Annotated in this window: 18 protein-coding genes and 1 pseudogene; 11 read left to right on the forward strand and 8 right to left on the reverse strand. The window is 66.4% G+C overall.

The window, feature by feature from the left end; all coding sequences use genetic code 11:
- Window positions 1-117: 117 nt before the first annotated feature.
- The 6 genes from MC381_RS11030 to MC381_RS11055 all read left to right on the forward strand — a co-directional run bounded on the left by MC381_RS11030 (window position 118) and on the right by MC381_RS11055 (window position 8,851).
- The gene (locus MC381_RS11030; protein ID WP_251977805.1) at window positions 118-639 is read left to right on the forward strand and encodes a DUF192 domain-containing protein; all 522 of its coding nucleotides are present in this window, start codon (window positions 118-120) and stop codon (window positions 637-639) included.
- Window positions 640-1,073: 434 nt separating this feature from the next.
- Window positions 1,074-2,048 carry a TAXI family TRAP transporter solute-binding subunit gene (locus MC381_RS11035; protein WP_251977806.1) on the forward strand — a complete coding sequence of 325 codons (975 nt, stop codon included), beginning with the start codon at window positions 1,074-1,076 and terminating at the stop codon, window positions 2,046-2,048.
- A 181-nt stretch (window positions 2,049-2,229) separates the two neighbouring features.
- Window positions 2,230-4,827: a TRAP transporter permease gene (locus MC381_RS11040; RefSeq protein ID WP_251977807.1), complete on the forward strand. Its 2,598-nt coding sequence runs from the start codon at window positions 2,230-2,232 to the stop codon at window positions 4,825-4,827.
- 356 nt (window positions 4,828-5,183) lie between these two features.
- Entirely contained in the window at window positions 5,184-5,972 is a 789-nt protein-coding gene (locus tag MC381_RS11045; RefSeq protein WP_251977808.1) for an MOSC domain-containing protein, read from the forward strand.
- Between the two features lie 596 nt (window positions 5,973-6,568).
- Window positions 6,569-7,240, forward strand: a complete 672-nt coding sequence (locus tag MC381_RS11050) for a carbonic anhydrase (protein WP_251977809.1) — start codon at window positions 6,569-6,571, stop codon at window positions 7,238-7,240.
- 42 nt (window positions 7,241-7,282) lie between these two features.
- Window positions 7,283-8,851 (forward strand): SulP family inorganic anion transporter, encoded by a 1,569-nt coding sequence (locus tag MC381_RS11055; RefSeq protein WP_251977810.1) that lies wholly within the window; start codon window positions 7,283-7,285, stop codon window positions 8,849-8,851.
- A gap of 118 nt (window positions 8,852-8,969) precedes the next feature.
- On the opposite strand, the gene MC381_RS11060 is transcribed toward MC381_RS11055, so the two are convergent.
- The 3 genes from MC381_RS11060 to cra form a co-directional block, all read right to left on the reverse strand.
- The gene (locus MC381_RS11060) at window positions 8,970-9,419 is read right to left on the reverse strand and encodes a GNAT family N-acetyltransferase (protein ID WP_251977811.1); all 450 of its coding nucleotides are present in this window, start codon (window positions 9,417-9,419) and stop codon (window positions 8,970-8,972) included.
- Window positions 9,416-11,383 (reverse strand): metallophosphoesterase family protein, encoded by a 1,968-nt coding sequence (locus MC381_RS11065; RefSeq protein ID WP_251977812.1) that lies wholly within the window; start codon window positions 11,381-11,383, stop codon window positions 9,416-9,418. Before MC381_RS11065 ends, MC381_RS11060 begins: the two co-directional genes overlap by 4 nt.
- 84 nt (window positions 11,384-11,467) lie before the next feature.
- Complete coding sequence (gene cra, locus MC381_RS11070) at window positions 11,468-12,451, reverse strand: catabolite repressor/activator (RefSeq protein WP_251977813.1); 984 nt, start codon at window positions 12,449-12,451, stop codon at window positions 11,468-11,470.
- A 448-nt stretch (window positions 12,452-12,899) separates the two neighbouring features.
- On the opposite strand from cra, the gene ptsP reads away from it, so the two are divergent.
- The 4 genes from ptsP (at window position 12,900) to MC381_RS11090 (ending at window position 19,228) form a co-directional block, all read left to right on the forward strand.
- Window positions 12,900-15,806: a phosphoenolpyruvate--protein phosphotransferase gene (ptsP, locus tag MC381_RS11075; protein WP_251977814.1), complete on the forward strand. Its 2,907-nt coding sequence runs from the start codon at window positions 12,900-12,902 to the stop codon at window positions 15,804-15,806.
- On the forward strand, window positions 15,806-16,786 hold the full coding sequence (gene pfkB / locus MC381_RS11080) for a 1-phosphofructokinase (protein ID WP_251977815.1): 981 nt from the start codon (window positions 15,806-15,808) through the stop codon (window positions 16,784-16,786). The genes ptsP and pfkB overlap by 1 nt, the downstream gene beginning before the upstream one ends.
- Window positions 16,783-18,585, forward strand: a complete 1,803-nt coding sequence (locus MC381_RS11085; RefSeq protein WP_251977816.1) for a PTS fructose-like transporter subunit IIB — start codon at window positions 16,783-16,785, stop codon at window positions 18,583-18,585. The genes pfkB and MC381_RS11085 overlap by 4 nt, the downstream gene beginning before the upstream one ends.
- 94 nt (window positions 18,586-18,679) lie before the next feature.
- The gene (locus MC381_RS11090; protein ID WP_251977817.1) at window positions 18,680-19,228 is read left to right on the forward strand and encodes an O-acetyl-ADP-ribose deacetylase; all 549 of its coding nucleotides are present in this window, start codon (window positions 18,680-18,682) and stop codon (window positions 19,226-19,228) included.
- 39 nt (window positions 19,229-19,267) lie between these two features.
- On the opposite strand, the gene MC381_RS11095 is transcribed toward MC381_RS11090, so the two are convergent.
- From MC381_RS11095 to folB, 4 genes are all read right to left on the reverse strand, one after another.
- Window positions 19,268-19,960: a response regulator gene (locus MC381_RS11095; RefSeq protein ID WP_251977818.1), complete on the reverse strand. Its 693-nt coding sequence runs from the start codon at window positions 19,958-19,960 to the stop codon at window positions 19,268-19,270.
- A complete protein-coding gene (locus MC381_RS11100) occupies window positions 19,960-21,432 on the reverse strand; it encodes an ATP-binding protein (RefSeq protein WP_251977819.1) in 1,473 nt (490 codons plus the stop codon). The genes MC381_RS11095 and MC381_RS11100 overlap by 1 nt, the downstream gene beginning before the upstream one ends.
- Before the next feature lie 109 nt (window positions 21,433-21,541).
- Window positions 21,542-22,075 carry a 2-amino-4-hydroxy-6-hydroxymethyldihydropteridine diphosphokinase gene (gene folK / locus MC381_RS11105; protein ID WP_251977820.1) on the reverse strand — a complete coding sequence of 178 codons (534 nt, stop codon included), beginning with the start codon at window positions 22,073-22,075 and terminating at the stop codon, window positions 21,542-21,544.
- Window positions 22,075-22,428, reverse strand: a complete 354-nt coding sequence (gene folB, locus MC381_RS11110) for a dihydroneopterin aldolase (protein WP_251977821.1) — start codon at window positions 22,426-22,428, stop codon at window positions 22,075-22,077. The genes folK and folB overlap by 1 nt, the downstream gene beginning before the upstream one ends.
- A gap of 221 nt (window positions 22,429-22,649) precedes the next feature.
- On the opposite strand from folB, the pseudogene MC381_RS11115 reads away from it, so the two are divergent.
- Window positions 22,650-23,177: pseudogene (locus MC381_RS11115) on the forward strand (glycerol-3-phosphate acyltransferase); the annotation flags it as partial.
- A gap of 127 nt (window positions 23,178-23,304) precedes the next feature.
- Here MC381_RS11115 and tsaD read toward each other — a convergent pair.
- Entirely contained in the window at window positions 23,305-24,333 is a 1,029-nt protein-coding gene (gene tsaD, locus MC381_RS11120) for a tRNA (adenosine(37)-N6)-threonylcarbamoyltransferase complex transferase subunit TsaD (protein WP_251977822.1), read from the reverse strand.
- Window positions 24,334-24,536: the final 203 nt, after the last annotated feature.

Below are 24,536 nucleotides of genomic sequence, written 5' to 3' on the forward strand. Positions count from 1 at the left end.
AGCCGGCGCGCGGCACGGCACGATAGAGTAGCGTGAAACGGCGGGAAATTCCGAGTGCGATGCCGCCAGGCCTCGCCGGTCTGCGCACGTCGATTCATCAGCCTTGGGGAATGCATCATGCAGGGAGCGAAAAGTCACGGCCGTCGCCGGTGGGGTAGGCAACGGCCGCTCGCGCGGGTTGTCGGCGTGCTGGTGCTCGCGGGTCTGGCCGCGGTGGCGCAGGCGGCAAAGCCCGCGCCGGAGATCGAAGCGGGACGGCTGACCGTCGCCGGCGAGCACGTATTGCAGATCGAGGTCGCGCGTACCGCCGAGGCGCGCGCGCGCGGCCTGATGGAGCGCGACTCGCTGGCCGACGACGCGGGTATGCTGTTTGTCTACGCCAGCGACCAGCCGGCGACCAGTGCCTACTGGATGTATCGCACGCGAATTCCGCTGGATATCGCGTTTGTCGATGGTGACGGCGTGATTCAGTCGCTCAAGACCATGCCGCCCTGCCGGGCGGAACGTTCGGCGGCGTGCCCGATCTATCCGGCCGGGGCGCCATTTCGAGCGGCGCTTGAGACCAATGCCGGCTATTTCTCGGCGCACGGTGTAGACGTCGGTGACCGAATCACGCTTGACGCGTGGCTTTCTCACTGACGACTCGCGGGGCCGGCGTGTCATGACATGGGGGGGCCAGTCCCGCGCGGGAGGCCAGGCCTGGCGATCATTCTCGCCGTGCATGAGATATGCGAATAACGAGACTTGAGAGTTTGCCGATGGCAATTTTTCAGCCACGGCAAGGTCGGCAAGAAATGCCCGCATGAAGCGGCTGCTTCCACTGTCGCTCACGACAGTGGCGGCGCGCCGAAGTGGGCGGTGTCTCGGGGATCGGGCCTGGCATGGGCCGGCCTCTGTTTCTCGCCGCGCCGTCACGCTATATGATGGCGCGCCGTCAGGATAAGCTATGTTGCATAAAGTGAGGTGACGGGCGTGGTGCGAAATCATCAACAACCCTGACGCACGCCAAGCGCTCGTTTGCACGGGGTCGGGGAGACCGACCACACAATAAACGGTAAATCCGAGGTATGCGCATGAAACGCCAGGCATTAACCGCCGCTGTACTCTCCTCCGCCCTGCTGGGTGCCACCGTGGGCGCCACGCCGGCGATGGCCCAGGAGCAGCAGTACATCACCATCGGGACCGGTGGCCAGACCGGTGTCTACTATGTCGTTGGACAGTCGATCTGTCGCATGGTCAACCGCAGCGCGGAAGAGACCGGCATTCGCTGCAACGCGCCCTCCACCGGTGGTTCGGTCGCCAACATCAACGGCATCAAGTCCGGCGAGCTGAACATGGGCGTGGCGCAGTCCGACGTCCAGTACAACGCCTACAACGGCGAGGCCCAGTTCGACCAACCGATGGAGAACCTGCGCTCCGTCTTTGCCGTGCACGGCGAGCCGCTGACGATCCTGGCGCGTCAGGACGCCGATATCCATTCGCTCGACGACCTGCAGGGCAAGCGTGTCAACATCGGCAACCCGGGCTCCGGCCAGCGCGCCACCATGGAAGTGCTGATGGATGCCAAGGGCTGGGATACCAGCGTTTTCTCGTTGGCCTCCGAACTCGGGGCGGCCGAGATGGCATCCGCCCTGGCCGACAACAACATCGATGCCATGGCCTACGTGGTTGGTCATCCCAACGGTGCCATCCAGGAAGCGACCACCACGGTCGATGCCAACCTGGTGCCGCTGGACGGACCGGTCGTGCAGGAGCTGGTCGATGCGCATCCGTACTACAGCATGTCCACGATCCCGGGCGGCATGTACGAGGGTAACCCGGACGACGTCGAGACCTTCGGCGTGCGCGCCACCTTCGTGACTTCGGCTGATGTCGACGACGAAGTGGTCTATCAGGCGGTCAAGGCAGTCTTCGACAACTTCGATCGATTCAAGCGTCTGCATCCGGCGTTCGCCAACCTCGAGCCGGAAGACATGATCAGTAACGGTCTTTCCGCGCCGCTTCACGACGGTGCCAAGCGCTACTATCAGGAACAGGGCTGGCTGTAAGCGTCCCCGGGACCTGTTGCCGCCGGCGGGTGTACACCCGTCGGCTGGTCGGCGCGGTGGCTGTTTCCAGCCGCCGCGCCTTTGAATCGGCCCCCGGGTCGTTTTCCTCCCCGGCCGCGACCGCCAGGCGATGTTGCCCACCTCGACACTCGCCGACCGGTTGCCCTGTCAGGATCTACCCATGACGGACAACAAGACTTCTGGCCCCGATCAGGCCGTGCTGGATGAACTCGCTGCCGCCGATACCGGTGGGCGCAAGCTGAGCGGGTTTCCCAACCGACTGCTGCTGAGCGTCGCGGCGCTCTGGTCGCTGTTCCAGCTCTGGATTGCCTCGCCGCTGCCGTTCGTGTTCGGCTTCGGTGTCTTCAGCGCCACCGAGGCGCGCTCCATTCATCTCTCCTTCGCCGTGTTCCTGGCCTTCATGGCCTATCCGGCGCTCAAGCGCTCGCCGCGCGAGCGCATGCCGATCCAGGACTGGGTGATGGCGCTCGTGGCGGCGTTCTGCGCCTCCTATCTCTACGTTTTCTACGATCAGCTCGCCAGTCGTCCCGGTGCGCCGATCCTGCAGGATGTCATCGTCGGTATCGTCGGCATCGTGCTGCTGCTCGAGGCGTGTCGCCGTTCGCTCGGCCCGCCGCTGACGATCATCGCGCTACTCTTTCTGATCTATTCGCTGGCCGGCCCCTACATGCCGGGCTTTCTGGCGCATCGCGGCGTCAGTCTCTCCGGTCTGGTCAACCACCAGTGGCTGACCACACAGGGCGTCTTCGGCATCGCGCTCGGCGTGTCGACCAGCTTCGTGTTCCTGTTTGTGCTGTTCGGCGCACTGCTCGACAAGGCCGGCGCCGGCAACTATTTCATCAAGGTTGCCTTCTCGCTGCTCGGCCACTATCGCGGCGGCCCGGCCAAGGCGGCGGTGGTCTCCTCAGGGCTGACCGGTCTGATCTCCGGCTCTTCGATCGCCAATACCGTGACCACCGGTACCTTCACCATTCCGATGATGAAACGCGTCGGCTTCAGCGCGACCAAGGCGGGGGCGGTCGAGGTTTCCTCGTCGGTCAACGGGCAGATCATGCCGCCGGTCATGGGCGCGGCGGCCTTCCTGATGGTCGAATATGTCGGGATTCCCTATATCGAGGTGATCAAGCACGCCTTCCTGCCGGCAGTGATCTCCTACATCGCACTGCTTTATATCGTCCATCTCGAAGCCATGAAGGCGGGCATGCGCGGGCTGCCCAGCGGTAACCCCCAGCGTCCCTGGCTCAACAAGATCATCGGCTTCCTGACCGGGCTGGTCGGTATCATGGCGCTGGCGCTGGTCGTCTATTACGGCATCGGCTGGCTCAAGCCGGTGCTCGGCGAGGCTGCCCCCTGGGTGATCGGTGGCGGTGTGGCGCTTGTCTATGTCGGGCTTCTGAAGCTGGGTGCCAACTACCCGGAGCTTGAGGTCGACGACCCTAACCAGGAGGTCACCAAGCTGCCGCGAACCAAGCCCACCGTGCTGGTTGGGCTGCACTATATCCTGCCGGTCGTGGTGCTGGTCTGGTGTCTGATGGTGGAGCGTCTCTCGCCCGGGCTGTCGGCCTTCTGGGCCACCGCTTTCATGATCCTGATCATTCTCACCCAGCGGCCGATCGATGCTTACTTCCGCGGCAAGAGCGATTTCGTGGCGGACGCCCGCCGAGGTGCCATCGATCTGTGGGAAGGGTTGATCGACGGAGCGCGCAACATGATCGGTATCGGCATCGCCACGGCGACGGCGGGTATCATCGTCGGCGCCGTGGCGCAGACCGGGGTCGGTCTGGTGCTGGCGGATCTGGTCGAAGTGCTGTCGATGGGCAACCTGCTGCTGATGCTGTTGCTGACCGGCATCCTGAGTCTGATTCTGGGCATGGGGCTGCCGACCACGGCCAACTACATCGTGGTGTCCGCGCTGCTGGCGCCAGTCATCGTCCAGCTGGGCGAGCAGAACGGGCTGATCGTGCCGCTGATCGCGGTGCATCTGTTCGTGTTCTACTTCGGCATCATGGCGGATGTCACGCCACCGGTCGGGCTGGCCTCGTTCGCGGCGGCAGCGATCTCCGGCGCCGATCCGATCCGGACCGGTTTCCAGGCGTTCTACTACAGCCTGCGGACCGCGGCCCTGCCGTTCCTGTTCATCTTCAACACCGACCTGCTGCTGATCGACGTCGATCTCTGGCACGGCATCCTGATCTTCATCGTGGCGACCTTTGCCATGCTGATCTTCGCCGCCGCCACCCAAGGCTTCATGCTGGTGCGCAGCCGATGGTACGAAAGCCTGCTGCTGCTGCTGGTCGCGTTCACGCTGTTCCGTCCGGGTTTCTGGATGGATATGGTTGACGCGCCTTACGAGACGATGCCAGCGACGCAGTTCGAGCAGGCGCTGGGCGAACTCGATCCGGACGATCATCTGATGGTGCGAATCGATGGGCTCGATGCCTATGGCGCGCCGACCAGCTTTGTCATGCAGGTGCCGGCCACCGAAGGCGAGACCGGCAGCGAACGCATGGCGAGCCTGGGGCTGCATCTGATGCAGGAGGATGGCCAGGTGCTGGTCGATATGACCGACTTCGGCAGCCAGGCGGAGAAACTGGGCTTCGATTTCGACCAGCAGATCGTCGAGGTGCGCGTGCCGCGTGATCAACTGCCGAAGGAGTTGATGTGGATCCCGGCGCTTCTGCTCTTCGGCCTGATCGTCTTGCTGCAGCGACGACGACGCGAACCCGGACTCGCAGAAGGCACCACCGCCGCGTCTTGAATCGAACGGTCGGCCTCCGGCTGGCCTCTCGTTTCGACAACCGACGGCCGTCAGCGATGACGGCCGTTTCTTTTGGCCACTCGCCTCCGATGGGCGTCGAGAGAGAGGCGACTCAGGGCGATTCCCGGTCGCGCGGCCGACGATCATTCCCCCTACAGCGTCCTGCTCCGCGTCGGCGAGCACGCCAGACATGACGCCGCCCGCCGCCATCGCTTACTCTCTGTCAGGTCACCGCGGCGTCGACTGGCTTACCTTCGAGCGCCGCGTGCCCGTCCGCAACTCGCCCAGCGGCTGTGTGATCGCCACGTGCTTGCCGGCGACAGGCGCCGCTATCGCCCTCGGTTACAGGAATCGGCATGCCTCGACTGTCTTCTCTTCATCGCTATCCCATCAAGTCCACCGCCGGCGAGTCACTCACGCAGGCCGAGGTTGCCGAAGAGGGGCTGGTCGGCGACCGCCGCTTCATGGTGGTCAAGCCGGACGGCACTTTTCTGACGGCCCGAACGCATTCCCAGCTGCAGCGGGTTCGGGCCATTTTCGATGGCACGCGTCTCACGCTCACACACGACGCTTTGCCGCCGCTCGACGTCGATCGTGCCGAATTCAGCGGCGTCCCCCTGAAGACCGAAGTCTGGGGCGATGCCTTTACCGCGACGCTTGTGCACGCTTCGCTGGACGACTGGTTCTCGCAGGTGGCGGGGGAACCCGCGCGACTGCTCTGGGTCGGCGAGCGATCGCCGCGCTACCGCGACAACCTCGGGGTGCGTGTCAGTTTTGCCGATGGCTATCCGCTGCTGCTGATCTCCCAAGCATCGCTGGAGGATCTCAATGCGCGTACCGACGGCAGCCACGTGATGGCGCAGTTTCGCCCCAATTTGGTTGTCGACGGCACCCTGCCGTATGCCGAGGATACCTGGCAGCGTATCCGGATCGGAGAGGTGACCTTTCGCGTCGATGCTCCCTGCGCGCGCTGTGCGATGGTCACGGTCGATCCTGCCAGCGGCGAACGCCGCACCGACAAGGAGCCGCTCAAGACGCTGGCCGGCTATCGACGCGGTGAGCGCGGGAAGGTCTACTTCGGCCAGAATCTGGTGGCTGAGAATACCGGCTGGATTCGGGTCGACGATCCGCTGGTGATTATCTAACCCCCTTCTGTTATCGACTTCTCGACCCGTCAACATGAATCGTCAATGAACGTTACCAGCGAATAATGTTCATTCACACTGGATTCCAGAAAGGGTTTTACTCATTCATGTTGGCGTCAGGTTATCCTCTTCTCTGTTACATTAAATTTTATTGAATTAACGATGTTTTTGGCGTTTCAGCCAAGCGGTTAACAAGGCTTTCATATGTCATTCATGCGCGAGTCCGGCTCGGCGTATTCGCTCTCATATAACGGCCATTCGAGGCGCTTTTCCAGCGCTTTTCCAGCGCTTTTCACGGTTTTACAGCGCGATAGCTTGACTCGCCCTTAGCCGGGGGCCTATCGCATGACAGTTATAGGTCAACATACAATCACGTTCGCTTACAAAATTTGCTGTTAGCAAATCGGTTTTTCCTTGTTCGCTTTTCCACTTCCCTTTACGACTTTAATCGAAGCCTGAACCGCCGCGACACGAACAGGAACGTTACGAATCCGGCAGGGGTTATCGAGTCGCCGATGTCAGGCATTCATTGCGTTGCCGCGGCATTGGCCAATCGCGACATTCTCATTCGATAAAGCATAAAGGGAGTGCTGGACATGCAATTCTTCGATCGCTTGATGCTCGAAAATCGAGCCTGGGCCGATGAGATGGAGGCCGCCGACCCCGGCATCTTCGAGAGATTGCACGAAGGGCAGGCGCCATCGGCACTGTGGATCGGCTGCTGCGACAGCCGTGTACCGGCCGAGCAGATCTGCAACGTCAAACCGGGTGAACTGTTCATCCATCGCAATATCGCCAACCTCGTCCACGAGACCGACGACAACGCCGTCAGCGTGCTCGAATACGCTCTCAACGCGCTGAAGGTCGATCACATCATTGTCTGCGGACATCGCGGTTGTGGGGGGATACAGGCCGCGGTAAGCGGCGGCGAGGCATTGGCGGCGCTGCCGAGCGTCGAGCGCCATCTGGCCCCGGTCAAGCAGCTGGTGGTCGAGCGTAGCAAGGAACTTGAGTCGTTTTCCCGGCTCGGCGACAAGGTCGACCACGTGGTCGAGCTCAATGTGACCGCGCAGGTCGAGAGGCTGGCGCGCATGCCGCTGGTGCAGGAGGCATGGGCCGCGCGCCGTCGCCCGACGCTGCGTGGCTGGGTCTACGATCTCGCGAGTGGTCGGCTCGAGGAGGTCTGTCGGCGGCAGATCGACGAGACGAGTCAGCGTGCCGACGCGGGCGCAGACGACAGCCAATGGCGGCAGGCCGTGGCCGGCTGACGAGCGTTACCGCCCGAGACTCATGGATTCGAGGACACGACAATGACGACATCGACACACGACAACGGTACGACGCTTTCCCTAAGACACCTGCCGCGGGATCTTCCCGCTGGCATCGTCGTTTTCCTGGTCGCCATTCCGCTTTGCCTGGGCATCGCATTGGCCTCGGGGGCGCCGCCCATCGCTGGCCTGGTGGCGGGCATGGTCGGGGGGCTCATCGTGACAGTGTTCAGCGGTTCGGCGCTCTCCGTCAGCGGCCCGGCAGCGGGCTTGACCGTGATTGTGCTTGAGGCGATCGCCGATCTTGGCAGCTTCGCCGCCTTTCTGGTAGCGGTGATCCTGGCGGGCTGTCTGCAGCTGCTGATGGGGATCTTCAAGCTAGGCCGCATCGGTGCCTTTGTGCCGACGTCGGTCATCAAGGGCATGCTGGCAGGGATCGGTTTGATTCTGGTGTTGGGACAGTTCCCGATGGCCCTGGGGCATCCCCTGAACGACATGCCGGCCATCACCGAGCCGGCGGCGCTTTTCAGCGGCGTTTCGCCGCTGGCGATCGGTATCGCGCTGTTCAGCCTGGCGCTGCTGGTACTGTGGGAGCGTCCAGCGATCAAGCAGCATCGTGTGCTGTCGCTGGTTCCCGGGCCGCTGCTGGTCGTGCTCGGCAGTATCGCCATCGATCGTCTTGTCGGCGGTGCCTTGCCAGCGTTGGCCCTGGGTGCAGAGCACCATGTGCAGCTTGGCGGTCTGGCCGGCCCCGGCGACCTGGTCGCGCAACTGACGCATCCCGACTGGGCGATTCTCGCCAACCCGGCGGTCTATACCGTCGCGTTGACCATCGCGATCATCGCCAGCCTGGAGACGCTCCTGAGCCTCGAGGCGATCGACAAGCTCGATCCGCTCAAGCGGCATTCTCCGCCGCATCGTGAGCTCAAGGCGCAGGGAATCGGCAACATGGTCTGCGGATTGGTCGGCGCGCTGCCGGTGACCGCCGTCATCGTACGCAGCTCGGCGAATGCCGGCGCCGGTGGCCGGACGCGACTCTCGAGCATGATCCACGGCGGGCTTCTGCTGGTCAGCGTGGCGTTTCTGGCCATGTGGCTGGAGCTGATTCCGTTGGCGACGCTGGCGGCGATTCTACTGCATACCGGCTACAAACTCGCGCGGCCGGCGCTCTTCGTATCGCAGTATCGTGAAGGCAGACGACGCTTCGTGCCCTTTACCGTCACCGTGGTGACGATTCTGGCGACGGATCTGCTGATGGGTGTGCTGGTCGGGCTGGTTTGCAGCCTCTATTTCCTGCTCAAGTCCGGCTATCGCTCGGCGATTGCCTGTACGCGACGCGGCGATCACGTGCTGCTCAAGTTCCAGCAGGATGTCTCGTTCCTGAATCGCGAGGAGATGCGCCAGTGTCTCGACACGGTGCCGGACGGCGGTGAGTTGATTCTCGATGCCAGAGGTGCCAACTACGTCGACCCCGACATCCGTGAGGATATCCAGGCGTTTATCGCGCAGGCGCCCGAGCGAGACATCGTCGTGGAGTTGCGCGACATGGAGGGCCGCTCCGGCACCTATGGGCCGGAGGCGCCCGCCGACGGGATGGCGCGCGCCGTCTGAAGCGCATGACCGCAACACCGTTCTTCTGGGCCGCCGTCGCTGATTTTGGCGGCGTGGCCTGACTCCTCGCCTGATTCCTCGCCACGGCCACCGCCCGCTTTCCCGGACGGTGGCCTTTCTAGGTCAGCATTTTCCGCAGGTAGACCCGATCAAGGCCGCGCTCCCGGGCGTGGTGCGTCTCGACGTAGCCATAGTGGCGGTAGATCGCACGATTCTCGTGCATCTGCTCTTGGGTATAGAGCGTGATGCTGCCCAAACCGAGTTCGCGCGCACGCTGCTCGGCGAGCTGCATCAGCCGTCGCCCGATGCCGCGGCCCTGGTGGCCGGGGGCGACGGCGACGTTATCCAGCAGCAGCGTGTCGTCGTGCGGGATCAGCACCAGCAGGCCACCGATAGCTTCGTCGTCCAGCAGCAGGGTGACGTAGCCCGCGGCGATATAGGCTGCATAGTCGTCGCGCATCGGCCCGGGCACGGTGCCGATGCGCTCGACGTAGTGGCCGTAGGCGGCGTTGACCAGTGCTTCGACCCGGGGACGGTCGGCGGCTGTCGCGAGACGCAAGGTGATCATGTCGGCTCCGGTGCGAAGGGGGTATCGGTGTCGTCGGCACCCAGCTGCACGATCTCGTCGGGCGAGCCTTCCGGCGTCAGCCGGACATGGCCGATCCCGGCGCGGTTCCACAGCCGTTCGCCGTGGGCGGCCCGTTCGGGACGAAACGGCTCGATCAGCATGCGTCGACGCTTGGTCAACACATTGAGTGGCGACCAAGGGGCGTAGAGCCAGCGGTTGAGACGGTCGAACACGTCGAGCAGGGTATCGGGGAAGGTATTTTTCAGGCCGCTGCTGGTGACCTGCCACATTCTGGGGGCGTGCTGGCGCTGACGAATCGTGATGGCATAGACAAACGAATAGTGCACGTCGCCGGAGAGGATGACGTATCGCTGCGGCGTGCGGCTGTGGCGCAGGATGTTGAGCATGGTGCGTGCGGCGCCGGGATGCGCCATCCAGTTCTCGGCATCCACCATCAGCGGTTTGCCGAACCAGGTGAAGAGGCGCTGGATGCCTTCGATCAGCTTGACGCCGAAGATCGGCGCCGGCGAAACGATGACGACCGACGACTGCCCGAGCAGGTCCTGCTGGAACTCGCTCAGCGCCTCCCAGTCCATCAGGCCGGAGGGGCGGTGCGGGTGACGTTCGCTGCGCCAGCGGCGGGTGCGGGTATCGAGCACCACCAACCGGGGCTCGACGTCGAGCGTGTATCCCCAGCCGGTAAAACGCAGCAGGTCGGTGATTAGCCGATCCTGCGCCTCGCCGTCGAGGTTGCCCTCGGGGCTGCCGGTCGCCAGCCAGCGCTGGCAGTGCGCGAGCGGTTCGCGCAGCCCGTCGGGGTCGTTGCCCCAGCCCTGGCACAGCAGATAGGCGATCAGTGCATTGCCCACGATCCGGCGCGAGAACGGGTGACCGTAGACCGCGTGCTCCCAGGCGGCGGTCAGGTTCCAGTCATCGGTAATGTCGTGATCGTCGAAGATCATCAGCGTCGGCAGGTGGGCAAGCAGGCGGGCAACCTGGGGTAGTCCGGCGACGAAGGCATCGATGTGCTGCTGCTCCGCGTGGTAGCGCGCTTGCTCGTCCGCTTCGAGCGTCGGCGGCTCGACTGCGATCAGCGACCACGGGGTCGGCGACCAGACCAGCAGATACATCGCCATCACCTCGGCGCAGGTGATCAGGTGGTTATCGGCACTGGCGGTGGTGAAGATGGGTTTGCGCACCCCGCCGAAGAACTTGTCGCGTAGCGCCTCGGTGGATTCGACCGCAGGCAGCAGTTCGTCGCGGTGATAGTAGGTCTCGTCGCGGGCATAGAGTTCGCGACCGGAGGCGATCTCGGTCCCTTCGAGACTCTCGTCGTAAAGTCCGAGACGGGCAATCAGCGCATGAATCGCCCTGAGCATGGGGCCGGCGACATCGTCGGCGTAGATCTGGTCGCCGGTCAACAGCAGGGCGGCCGGTCGCTGTGTGGCCTCAGCCTGTCGCTCGGCAAGCCAGCGATCGGCGCGCACGAGCCCGTCCGGTGCCGGGCAGTGCGGCTTGCGGCAAGACCCATGGAGCAGGTCGTCGTGACGCGCGCGCAACACGAAGTTGGGCAGCGTCTCAGCGGTGTAACAGAGCCCCGGCCCCCAGTCGCGCATCGAGCGCCATTCCGCGGCGTTTCCCTGCTGGGCGGTGTCTCCCTGCTGGGTGGCCGAGTCGCGATCAACCGCCTCCCTGATCGCCAGGTCGTAGTGAATCCGACGGTCCTGCGGCAGCGCCTCCGCCAGCGTCAGATCGATCAGGTGAAGCCAGGCCCGTTCACCGATGCGCAGGCGGGTCGTCGCCTCCTCGAGCCCATGTGTCGTCGAGCTATCGGCCGTGAGCGTCAGCTGCAGGGCGAGCGGGCGACTGGTGACCAGCCACAGCACCAGACGACGCGGTGTGGCACGACGCAGGATCGGGCCGGCGATAACGGCGGGTAGGTCGGCGAGACGGGAATCATCCATGCAGCGGTCGCGGTGGGCTCCGGGCAACGAATCAAGAGGTTCCGGTCAGCATACGTGAGCCGGTGGTTGCCGGCCACGGCGGCGTCAATCGCGCCGCTTGAGCGTGCGCTCGATGACCTCGAGGCCCGGCGTGTATTCGCCTCGCACCGCCTGCAGCGCGTGCCTCAGCGCCTGTTCGGCGACCCGATCGTGATCCTGCGGCAGCGAATTGACCCGGCACGGCAGAAAATCGAGCAGACGGTCGTCGCCGAACGTGGCCAGGCGCAGCGACGTGGGTAGCGGCGACTGCGCCAGCAGAATATCCAGCAGTCCGTCCATCAGCGTATAGGAGGCGGTGACGATGGCGTCGGGCAAGCGGTCTTCGGCCATCAGCTGTCGGAACAGGGCAGTGCCGCTGTCGCGATCGTAGCGTTCGCCGCTCAGACAGCGGAAACGAGACAGTGCCAGCGTCTCGACCGCATCGAGAAAGCCGCGCCGGCGCTCCACCGAGATCGACAGGTCGGGTACCGCATCCAGCCACACCACGTGGTTGACGTTCTCGACCAGCACCGAACGGGTCAGCGTCTCGCCGGCGGCACGGCCGTTGGTGACCACATTGATGAAACGTGCCGGATCGAGAGGCCGGTCGATGGCGATGATCGGCAGCCCCTCGGCCAGCAGGCGCGGATAGAAGGTGTCTTCCGGCGGCAGGCTGCTGGCCACCAGCAGGGCATCGCAGCGCTGCGCGCGCAGCGACAGCGCCACTTCGCGCTCGCTCGCCGGATCATCGTCGGAGCCGGCGATCAGCAGCTGGTATCCCTGGCGCCGTGCGCCGTGCTCGAGTCGCTTGGCCAGGCGCGCGTAGCTGCCGTTCTCCAGGTCCGGCACGATCAGCCCGAGCGTGCGGCTGTCGCCACCACGTAGCGCCGCTGCCTGCGCGTCGATGCGATAGTCGTGGGCCCGCGCGATCTCGAGCACCCGCGCCACGGTCGATTCGCTGATGCGTCGCGCCCGCGCCTGACCGTTGAGCACGTAGCTGGCGGTGGTCCGCGAGACGCCGGCCAGGCGCGCGATGTCGGCGAGCTTCATGCAAGGTTCCTTGTGCAGCAGTTCCAGTTGCCGTGGCTTCAGGGGCTGACGTCCGCGAGGACGAGCGCAAACGAAAGACTTGATCGGGCGCGCGTTGCGCGTTGCCTGGCGGAGTCACCATACCCTGTGAGGCCGGCATGGCACACACGATTTTCGTCGTTTCTCGTCGCGGTATTCCCCCGGCTGTTACCGTCGCCAAGGCCGTGCGTCGAAGGTCTAGCTTGTCAAAGTGACGCGCAGCGGCGACGATAAGGATACTTTAGGTGACACGATTCAGCTTGCGTTGGCAAGGGCTCCGTTAGGTCATGTCCGCTACGCTGTCTCGGTGTGCCGTCGGCGGCATCGAACCCGCCACGAAGCCGCGTGATGGCTCCGATTGACCATCACGAGCGGGGCGGTCTCAGGATCGTGACGACCAGGCCGACTTTATGACCAGGAGAGAGCGCCCATGTTGACCCTTCAGCCGCAGGATGCGGCACTAGACTGCCGTGCCGACGACTGGCAGGACGCGTTGAATCAGGCGGCCGCGTCGCTGCAGGCCGCCGGTCTGGTCGAGTCCGGCTATCGCGATGCGCTGCACGCGCGCGAGGCCCAGGGTTCCACCTTTCTCGGCAGCGGCATCGCGATTCCCCATGGCACCCCGGAGAGCCGTGATCGTATCTACCGCACCGGCGTGCGCCTGCTGCAGTTTCCCGAAGGCGTCGAATGGCACGACGGCAACCGCGTCCATCTGCTGGTGGCCATCGCCGCGTCCAGCGACGAACACCTGGACGTGCTGCGTCGACTGACCCACGTGCTTGACGACGAGAGTGTTGCCGAGCGCATCGCCGGCGCCGACAGTGCCGAGACGATGATCGGACTGCTCGACAAGCCCAAGGTCCGTGCGCGCCTCGATGCCGACACGCTGTGTCTCGGATTTCCGGCGCGCGATCGTTTCGAGCTGGCGCTGGCGGCCGCCGCACGCCTGCGTCAGGCCGGCTGCGTCGACGCCGGTTTCGTCGCGGCGATCAACGAACAGGAGCCGGTCGCGCTGGGGCAGGGTCTGTGGCTGGTGAGCGCGGCCGCTGGTGTGCATCAGCCGGCCCTGTCGCTGGCCACGCCCGAGCGCGCCTTTACCGGCTCGCGCGGCCCGGTCAACGGCGTGTTCTGCGTGGCGGCCCAGGGCGATGCGCACGGTGAGCTGCTGGTGCGGCTGGCCGAGCTGCTTGATGGCGGCCAGGCGGAGGCGCTTGTCGACGCCGATGCCGACGGCGTGCTGGCACGGCTGTCCGGCGAATCCAGTCAGTCCGAGACGGCCCGCGTCACGCTGCTCAACGCTCATGGCCTGCACGCGCGCCCGGCCAAGATTCTGGTGCAGGCGGCGCGCGAGCAGTCGGTGCCGGTCCGGGTCCGGCTGCTCGAGGGCGCGGCCGAGACGGTCTCGGCCGCGAGCCTGACCAAGGTGATCGGCCTCGGCGCCCGGCGTGGTCAGACGCTGGTTTTCTCCGCCGAGGGCGAGGGCGCGTCGGCAGCGCTGGCCACCATGGTGCACGCGGTGGAGGCGGGGCTTGGCGAGTCGGTGCGGCCGCTCTCGGAAGGTGGCGCCCATGGCGGCCCGCGGGCGGCAACGGTCGCTGACACGTCGATCGCCAGCGACACATCGCTGCCGACGCCGTTCGAAGCGGACAGCGCGCTGCCGGCCACCGCCGCGTCGCCGGGCCTGGCGATCGCGCCGGCCTTCATTCTGCGGGCGCCGGATTTTAACTACCCGGAACGGGCTCGCGATCTGCCGGCCGCCCGGCAGGGGAGCGCCGAACGCCAGCGCGAGCGTCTCAACGAGAGTCTGGTCGAGGCGCGACATCAGCTGAATGCGTTGATTGCGGCGGCGCAGGGCGGCGATGTCGCCGAGATCCTCTCCATGCATGCCGAGATGCTGGACGACCCCGAGCTGCATGAAGCAGCCTTCGAGGGGATGCGCGACGGTCAGAGTGCCGAAGCGGCCTGGTGGGATGCGATCGACACCGCCGCGCGCGCCCAGGAAGTGTTGGCCGACCGGCTGCTGGCCGAGCGGGCCGCCGACCTGCGCGACGTCGGCCGACGCGTGCTCGGTGTGCTCTGTGGCGTGGCGATGCCGACACCGCCGGATCGCCCCTACATTCTGGTGACCGACGACATCGGCCCGTCCGACGTGGCGCGCCTGGATACGGCGCAGGTGCGCGGCCTGCTGACGGCACGGGGCGGGGCCACCTCGCACAGTGCGATTCTGGCGCGGGCGCTGGGGATTCCGGCGGTGGTCGGTGCCGGTGAGCGCGTGTTGACGCTCGAGGACGACGTCGAGCTGATTCTCGATGGCGATCTCGGTCGTATCGTGGTCAAGCCGGCGAGCGAGCGTCGCGATCGTGCCGAGCTGCGGCTCAAGGAGCTGGAGCGGCTGCAGCGCGAGGCGCATGGCCAGCGCTTCGACGAGGGGCGCACCGCCGATGGGCGGCGCATCGAGGTCGCTGCCAACCTGGGCAATACGGCGCACGCCGAGGACGCGGTCGAGCATGGCGCCGAGGGGGTCGGCCTGCTGCGCACGGAATTCATCTTCATGGCGCATCCGGAAGCGCCGGATCTCGACACCCAGATCGGCGAGTACCGACGTGCCTTCGATGCGCTCGACGGCCGGCCGTTGGTGGCGCGCACGCTGGATGTCGGCGGCGACAAGCCGCTGTCGTACTGGCCGGTACCGGCGGAGGACAACCCGTTTCTGGGCCTGCGCGGCATTCGCCTCGCGCTGACCCGGCCCGAGGTGCTCGAAACGCAGCTGCGGGCGCTGCTGACAGCGGCCGGCGAGCGGCCGCTGCGGATCATGTTCCCGATGGTCAAGGACGTCGACGAGTATCGCCAGGCGCGGGCGATCGTCGACCGCCTGCAGGCGGAGATCGGTGCCGGCGACGTCCAGGTCGGCGTGATGATCGAGATACCCTCGGCCGCACTGCTGGCGCCGAGCTTGGCGGCAGAGGTCGATTTCTTCTCCGTGGGAACCAACGATCTGACCCAATACACGCTGGCGATCGATCGCGGCCATGCCGCGCTCTCCTCGCAGGCGGACGGCCTGCATCCGGCGGTGCTGAGGCTGATCCAGATGACCGTTGACGCCGCCCACGCCCACGGCAAGTGGGTCGGCGTGTGCGGCGAGCTGGGGTCCGACGCCGCGGCGATTCCGGTGCTGGTCGGCCTCGGCGTTGACGAGCTGTCGGTCTCGGTGCGCCAGGTGCCGATGGTCAAGGCACATCTGCGAGGCCTGACCACGACCGTTGCCCGCCAGCATGCCGAGACGGCGCTGGCGCAGTCGACCAGCCAAGCGGTGCGCGATGCGCTGGAGGCGCTGTAATGGAGACGCCTGCAGCCGCCGTCCTGGTGGTGACGCTCAACCCGGCGCTGGATCTCTCGATCCGCTTGCCCCAGCTTGCGCCCGGCACGGTCAACCGCACCGAGTCGACCACGCTCGAGGCGGCCGGCAAGGGGCTCAACGTCGCCCGAGTGCTGGCAGCGCTGGGGCGGCGTGTCACGCTGGCCGGCTTTCTGGGCGCCGATAACGACGACGCTTTCGTGCAGGCGTGTCGGCGCGACGGCATCGAGGATGCCAGCCTGCGCGTAGCGGGGGAGACGCGAATCAATGCCAAGATCGCCGAGGCGGATGGCCGCGTCACGGATATCAACGGCCCCGGCTTGTCGGTCAGTGCAACCGACCTGATGGCGCTGCGCGAGGCGCTTCTGGCGCGCTGCCGGCGCGAGCCGCCGGCAGCGGTGGTCGTGACCGGCAGTCTACCGCCGGGCGTGACGCCGGCCGCGCTGGCCGCCCTGGTGGCGGCGCTCAAGGACACCGGCTCGCCGGTCTGGGTCGATACCAGCGGAGCGGCGCTGATCGCCGCATTGGCGGTACCGCCGACAGCGGCCAAGCCCAACGAACATGAGCTGGCGGACTGGGCGGGTGAGCCGCTCGCGACGCAGGCGGCCCAGCTGGCCGCCGCGCGACGTTTGCATGCGGCCGGTGTCGATGACGCAATCCTGTCGCTCGGCGCTGCCGGGGTGATCTGGATCAGCCGGCGCGGCGAGTGGCTGGCGTCGCCGCCGACGGTCGAGGTCGTCAGTACCGTCGGTGCCGGCGACACGCTGCTGGCGGCCCTGCTGGACGGCGTGATCGCCGGCCGCGAGGCCCCCGAGGCACTGCGCTTCGCGGCGGCGCTGGGGGCCGAGGCGGTCAGGCATCTCGGGGTCGGCGCGCCGCAGGCGGCGGATTTTGCCGCATTACATCAACAGACGACGGTGAGCCGGCTCGACGAGGCGGTGGATCGCAGGGGGAGCGCATGAACGTCATTCTGATTACCGCCTGCCCGAGTGGCATGGCGACGACCTTTCTGGCCGCGCGCCGGCTGGAGCAGGCCGCCGCACGCCGAGGTTGGCAGGCCGAGGTCGAGATGCACGGGGAACTGGCGGAGGTCACGCCGGTATCGGCCGAGGCGATCGCCGCCGCCGACCTGATCGTGGTCGCCGCGGAACGCATACCCGAGGCCGCGCGCTTCGCCGGCAAGCGTCTCCATCGCGCGCCAGTGCATCAGGCGCTACCGGACCCGGACGCGTTTCTCGAGCGTGCCTCGCGCGAGGCAAGCGCTTTCACCGGCGCCGATGAGGGCACGGACGCGGCGGCGAATACCGGGACTCGCAGCGGCGAAACCCGCGCCGAAAGTGGCGGCAAGCGTATCGTCGCGGTGACGGCGTGCCCCACCGGGGTCGCGCACACGTTCATGGCCGCCGAGGCGCTGGCCCAGGCCGGCAAGGCGATGGGCCACCGTATCCACGTCGAGACCCAAGGCTCGGTGGGGGCGCAGAATCCGCTGAGCGAGGCCGATATCGCGGCGGCGGATGTCGTCCTGCTGGCCTGCGACATCGAGGTCGACGACAGTCGCTTTGCCGGCAAGCCGATCTACCGGACCGCGACCGGTACGGCGCTGAAGCAGCCGCAGCAGACGATCACTCAGGCACTCACAGAGGCGCAGGTCGAGTCCGCAGAGGCGCGACCGGCCGCCGCCGAAGGTCAAAGCCGTGGCGCGCGCAAGAGTGCCAAGGAGCGAGGCCTCTACAAGCACCTGCTGACCGGGGTCTCGTTCATGCTGCCGATGGTGGTGGCGGGCGGGCTCTGCATCGCGCTGTCGTTTGTCTTCGGTATCGAGGCGTTCAAGCAGGAAGGAACGCTGGCGGCGGCGCTGATGCAGATCGGCGGCGAGACCGCTTTCGCCCTGATGGTGCCGGTACTGGCCGGCTATATCGCCTACTCCATCGCCGACCGCCCGGGCATTGCGCCGGGCATGATCGGTGGCATGCTCGCCTCGAGTCTGGGGGCGGGCTTCATCGGTGGCATCCTGGCGGGCTTCCTCGCCGGCTATTCGGCGAAGGTGATCACGCGCTACGTCAAGCTGCCGGCGAGCGTCGAGTCGCTCAAGCCAATCCTGATCATCCCGCTGCTGGCGAGCCTGTTCACCGGGCTGGTGATGATCTATGTCGTCGGCGCACCGGTGGCGGCGATTCTTTCGGGGCTGACCGATTTTCTCAACAATATGGGCTCGACCAACGCCGTACTGCTCGGTGTGCTGCTCGGGGCCATGATGTGCTTCGACATGGGCGGTCCGGTCAACAAGGCCGCCTATACCTTCGGTGTGGGGCTGCTCTCCAGCGAGACCTACATGCCGATGGCGGCGATCATGGCCGCCGGTATGGTGCCGGCGATCGGCATGGGGCTGGCAACCTTCCTGCGCCGTAGTCGCTTCTCGCAGCCGGAGCGCGAGGCCGGCAAGGCATCGTTCGTGCTGGGGCTCTGCTTCATTAGCGAGGGGGCGATCCCGTTTGCCGCCAAGGACCCCCTGCGGGTGATTCCGGTGTCGATGATCGGCGGCGCGGTCACCGGCGCGATGTCGATGCTGTTCGGCATCAAGCTGATGGCACCGCACGGTGGTCTATTCGTGCTGGCGATCCCCAATGCGGTGAATCTGGCGCTGTTGTACCTGCTGGCGATCGCCGTGGGGTCGTTGATTACCGGCGCGGGTTACGCGCTGCTCAAGCGCGGCGGGGATGCAGTCGCGACGGCGCCGACCGAGGCCGGTCAGACTGCCTGAGAGCGGGGCCTCGACGGCGAGCGAGATATTCTACGCTGAAGGTTGCCGCTCGCGCCGCAGGCGGGAACGGTCGACTGGATGCGGCGGAGGTCTCATGAGAATCCACTGGCAGAACGAGCGTCTTGGCGTCGTCGAGGGCGATATCACCCGGTTCGACGGCGACGCCATCGTCAATGCCGCCAACGCCACGCTACTCGGTGGCGGTGGCGTCGATGGCGCCATCCACCGCGCTGCCGGTCCGGCGCTGCGCGAGGCGTGTCGTCAACTTCGCCAGCGGGCGTGGCCGGAAGGCTTGCCGGTGGGGCAGGTCGCGCTGACGCCGGGCTTCGCCCTGCCGGCCGACTGGGTAATTCATACGGTAGGGCCGGTCTACGCTCGCGGCGAGGATCGCGCCGGGCTGCTTGCCGACTGTTATCGCCGCGCGCTGGCGATGGCCGCCGAGCGCGACTTCCGGCGCCTGGCATTTCCCGCCATCTCCACCGGCGTCTACGGCTATCCGGCCGAGGCGGCGGCGCGCATCGTGGCCGACGTCATGCGTGAGGCGCTACCGCGTTTGCCGAGGCTCGAGGTCACGTTGGTGTTCTATGCAGCCGCCGATGCCGAGACCTTTCTGCAGCATGCTGAAATAGACGGCGTTCGCTGAGCGCGTCTCGTCGCCATCCTACTGCCTTGCCGCCGGTCGTTATTCCTCCGGCTGATACTTGTAGCCGACCCCGTAGACCGACCGGATGATATCGCGCTCCGGCCAGATGTCGGCGATCTTGCGCCGCAGTTTCTTGACATGGCTGTCGACCGTGCGCTCGGAGACGATGCGGTGGTCGCGGTACATGTGGTCCATCAACTGGTCGCGGGAGAAGATTCGTCCTGGACTCTGCATCATCACCTTGAGCAGTTGGAATTCGACCGCGGTCAGGCCCAGGTCCTCGCCGCCGGCCAGCGCGCGCCAGCCGTCCTCGTCGAGATTGATGCGATCACGCTCGGCGATCTCGCCGCCCGGGGCGGCGGCGCCCTGAGTGCGGCGTAGCACGGCCTTGACCCTGGCGACCACTTCGCGCGGGCTGAACGGTTTGCAGATGTAGTCGTCGGCGCCAAGCTCGAGACCGAGCAGTCGATCGACCTCTTCGACGCGGGCGGTGAGCATGATCACCGGCAGGGCGGGGAAGCGTTCGCGAATCTGGCGGCACAGGGTCAGACCATCGGTGCCCGGCAGCATCAGGTCCAGCAGAACCAGCATCGGCGGATTCTCGTCGAGGTAGCCCATGACCGCGTCGCCATGGTCGAGATGATCCGAAGCGTAGCCGCTCTTGGAGAGATAGTCGGCGATCAGCCGCGCGATCTTGGGTTCATCCTCGACGATCAGGATAGAGTCATTCATCAGGCCGGCTCCATGATGGCGGGCGAAGCATTCGCCACTTCCAGGGGAAAAGAGAGCGTCCAGCGCAGTCCGCCGAGCGGGGAGGCCGACGGCACCAGCGTGCCACCTTGCGCTTCGATCAGTGCGCTGGCGATCGACAGCCCCAGGCCGCTGCCGCCGCTGCGCCGGTTGCGCGAGCCCTCGACGCGATAGAGGCGTTCGGTCAGGCGCGACAGCTCGTGCTCGGGCACGCCCGGCGAGGTGTCTTCCCAGACCACCTCCGCGTACTGTTGGCGCTGGCGCAGGGTAACTCGCAGCATGCCGGGGTTGTCGGTGTAGGCGAGCGTGTTCGAGAGCAGATTGTCCCACAGCTGGCGCAGGCGCTGACTGTCGGCGCGGACCCAGAGGGATTCGGTCTCGAAGACCAGTTCGAGGCCGCGGTTCTCCAGTCGCAGACGGCTGTCCTCGAGGCGTTGGGCCAGAGATTCCGCCAGATCCACCGGTACCAGATGCATGTCGAGGGCACCGGCGTCGCTCTGCGCCAGCAGGCGTAGATCCTCGACCAGGTGGCCCAGCTGGTCCACTTCCTGCTGCAGCGAGCCCAGGTTGTCCGTTGTCAGCGGTCTGATGCCATCTTCCATCGCTTCAATCTCGCCGCGCAGGACCGCCAGCGGCGTGCGCAGCTCATGGGCGATATCGGCGACCCAGCGCTGGCGTGCGCGGCGATTGGCCTCGAGGGTCTCGGCGAGCTGATTGAAGTCGGCCGATAGACGCGAGAGCTCGTCGCGGCCGCGTTCGGAAAGCCTGACGCTGTAGTCGCCCAGTGTCAGTCGACGCGTGGCGAGCGTCATGGAGCGCGCGCGCCGCCCAAGCCACCAGGCCAGCCCACCGGCGAGCAGCAGCGAGGCGAGGAAGAGCGAGCCGACGATGATCATCAGGTTGCGCTGCTGACGCTCGAGAAAGATCTGGTCCATGCGCGCCATCAGACGTTCCGGCGGCAGGTAGCCGAGCTGCCCGACCAGCTGGCCGTCGCTGCGGATCGGCACGAAGTGGGGCTCTGGCGGCGGCGGCATGCCGGGGTCGGGTGGCGGCGTGTCGAGCAGCGGCTCGCCGATCACCGGGTTGCTCAGTTCATCGAGCAGGACGTAGCCGCGGGCGTCGCTCAGCTCGCGGTCAATACCCTGAGGCGGCCGCCGCTCGCTCGACCACAGCTGGCTGCGGACCAGGCTCTGCCAGGCCCGCGGATTGTCGCGCAGCCATTGCCAGCTGCCGCGGCTGGCCCACTGTTCGCCCAGCGCGTTGGCCAGTGTCTCGGCGCGTGTCGCCTGGCTCCGCTCGAGGTAGTTGACGAAGCCTTGATCCAGGCTGCGCGAGACGAAGACGAACACCAGACCGCTGATCAGCACGTTGGTGATCAGGATGATGGCGAAGAGCTTGAGGCTGAGACGTGACAGCCTGGGCCAGTCACGTCGTCCGCTGAGCGATAGGGACATCGGGTCGATCTTTTTCACGAGCTGGGACAGGGTCTCCAGTGTGTCGCATGGGACGGCAGCGACGGTTCAGGCAATGGGCAAAGATTGTGGAGATTGGTGCGGCGGCCGGTCAGCCGCCATCCGCCCACGAGACCTGTCGGCCCTGCCAGGCGAAGTCGACCGGCCAGTGTGGCTGGGTGCTGGCGTCGAAGCTGGCCCACAGCTCGGCGAAGGTGCGGCCGTCGCGGGGATGGCGGCGAGTCGGCAGCAGCTCAGCCAGCGGGTGCAGCACGAACGCGTAGCGGGTGACATCGGTGCGCGGCAGCGCGATGTCGTCTGTCGGCTCGGCGGCGCGATCGCCCCACAGCAGCAGGTCGATATCCAGCGTGCGCGCGACAAACTTGGTCGGGCCGTCGGGCCGCCCGTTGTCGCGCTCGATCGCCTTGCACCGGCGCTCAAGCGTGCCCGGCGGCAGCGCGGTCTCGAATGCCACGACCAGATTGTAGAACGTCCGGGGGTCGTCGAAGCCAACCGGTGGACTTTCGAACACGCGCGAGATCGCCAGCGATGAGTCGCCGGCGAGCGTCTGCAGCGCATCGAGCGCCCGCGTCAGGTGGTGGTGGCGCGCGATATTGCTGCCCAGGCCGAGTACCGCCAGCGGCATCAGTCGGCCTCGCGCTCGATGCGCACGCCGACCGCACGCGCCGCGGCGACCGCGCCGGGTTTGCGTACCGTCAGGCGTACGCGGCGGACGCCGAACTCGGCGATCAGCAGAGCTGCGACCCGTTCGGCGAAGGTTTCGACGAGGCCATGGGCGTTGGCATCGGCAAAGGCGCTCAGGCGCTCGCAGATGGCCGCGTAGTCGAGCGTGTGCGACAGGTCGTCGTCGCGGGCCGCGGCGCGGATATCGGTCGCCAGCTCGAGATCCAGCTCGAGGCGCTGGCGAATGACGCGTTCCCAGTCGTAGACGCCGATCACGGTCTCCAGGGTCAACCCTTCAATCAGTACCTGGTCCACGCGCGCTCCTCTTCTTTTTCCGTGCAGTCTTGGTCAGTTCAGCTTTCAGTTCAGCCATGGCCCGGGTCGTTCACCCGATGGTCGGATGCCGGGCGGCACCGATGGCGTCGATTGTAAGCCATGAGAGTGGCAGAATCAGGCGTCGAGACGCGGCGGCGATCGCCGATGTCGTGCGATTCGGGAGAGACATCTTGCCACCGGTACTTGTCACCGGCCTGCTGATGGGGGCCGGCTATCTCAGCGGCTCGCTGCTCGGCGCGATCTGGGTCTGCCGCCTCTGGGGGCTGCGCGATCCGCGTTGGGCGGGATCGGGCAATCCCGGCTTCTCCAACGTCCTGCGCGCTTTCGGCTGGCGTCCGGCGCTGGCGACGCTACTTATCGATGCCGCCAAGGGCATGCCGGTGCTGTGGCTGGCCGGTACGCTGGCGCTGGGTGTCTGGGCCCAGGGGCTGGTAGGGTTGAGCGTGCTGCTGGGCCATAGCTGCCCGATCTGGCATCGCGGGCGAGGGGGCAAGGCGGTCGCCAGCGCCTTCGGCGTCTTGCTGATGCTGGCGACGCCCGTGGCGCTGATCTGCGCCGTCGGCTGGTTCGTGCTGGCCTGGCGCGTGCGCACGGCCGCGGTGGCCTCGCTGGCGGTCGCGCTGATGGCACCGCTCTTGAGCTACTGGCTGGTGCCGCCGATGACCGGTGTCATTTGTGTCTTTTCCATGCTGGTGCTGGTGCGCCATGTGTGGAACTTCCGGCTATGGCGCGCGCACCGGCGTGAAGCCGACGACAGGATCATCACGGTGGCCGTGCCGGGAGAAGAGGATGCGCTTGGCGACTCGCCCCCCGGCGAGCACGCGAGGCCCGGTAGCGATGTTGCGAGCCGTGAGCCTAGGCCACCGGAGGCGTGAGTTCGGCCAGCGGCCAGCGCGGTCGCGGCTGCAGGGTGGCCGTGCGTTCGCCGGCCAGCAGGCGACAGGCTCCGGCATAGGCGATCATGGCGCCGTTATCGGTGCAGAATCGGCCGCGCGGGTAGAAGGCGCGCGCGCCGAGCTTCGTCAACGCGGCATCCAGTCCATCGCGCAGGCGGCGGTTGGCGCTGACGCCGCCGGCCACGACCAGGCGCTCGCGGCCACTCGCCTTGAGGGCACGTCGACACTTGATGACCAGGGTGTCGACGACGGCATCCTCGAACGCTCTGGCGACATCGGCGCGGGCCTGGTCGTCGAGCGCGCCGTCGGTTTCCAGGCCGCGAAGCGTGGTCAAGGTATGCGTCTTCAGGCCGGAGAAGCTGAAGTCGAGCCCCGGACGGTCGGTCATCGGGCGCGGAAAGCGGAAGCGAGTGGTGTCACCCCGTTCGGCCAGCGCCGCCACCTGCGGCCCGCCGGGGTAGGGCAGGTCGAGCATCTTTGCCACCTTATCGAAGGCTTCGCCGGCGGCATCGTCGACGGATTCTCCCAGCAGTCGATAGTCGCCCAGGCCTCGAACGTCGACCAACTGTGTATGGCCGCCCGAGACCAGCAGCGCGACGAAGGGAAAGGCGGGTGGCTCTGCTTCCAGCATCGGTGCCAGCAGGTGCCCTTCCATGTGATGGACGCCGAGCAGGGGGATGTTCAGCGCCCGGGCCATGCCGTGGGCGGTACAGGCGCCGACCATCAGCGCGCCGACCAGACCGGGGCCGGCGGTATAGGCGATGGCGTCCAGCGCCTGCTTGGCAAGGCCTGCCTCGGCGAGTACCTGGTCGACCAGTGGCAGCAGCTTGCGCGTGTGGTCACGGGAGGCGAGCTCCGGTACCACGCCGCCGAATTCGGCGTGCAGCGCGACCTGACTGTAGAGCGCATCGGCCAGCAGCCCGTGATCGGTGTCGTAGAGAGCGACGCCGGTCTCGTCGCAGGAGGTTTCGATGCCCAGCACGCGCATGATGGTTGCGTCCGTCGAATGAGGTGGAAACAGTAGAAGGGCCGCCATTCTACGCGTGGCGGCAGGCATTTGCATGAGTCTGCCGCCGCTCCTCCCAAGACCTGTACGACAAAAGCCGTTTGCAATGGCCATGGGCGAGGACTAGAATACGCTGCTCTGCAGGACTGGGTCGTGCGCCCATAACAGATTCCCGTTCGTCGGGA

Origin of the sequence: Salinicola avicenniae (genome assembly GCF_023736115.1) — a bacterium.
Classification (GTDB): domain Bacteria; phylum Pseudomonadota; class Gammaproteobacteria; order Pseudomonadales; family Halomonadaceae; genus Salinicola; species Salinicola avicenniae.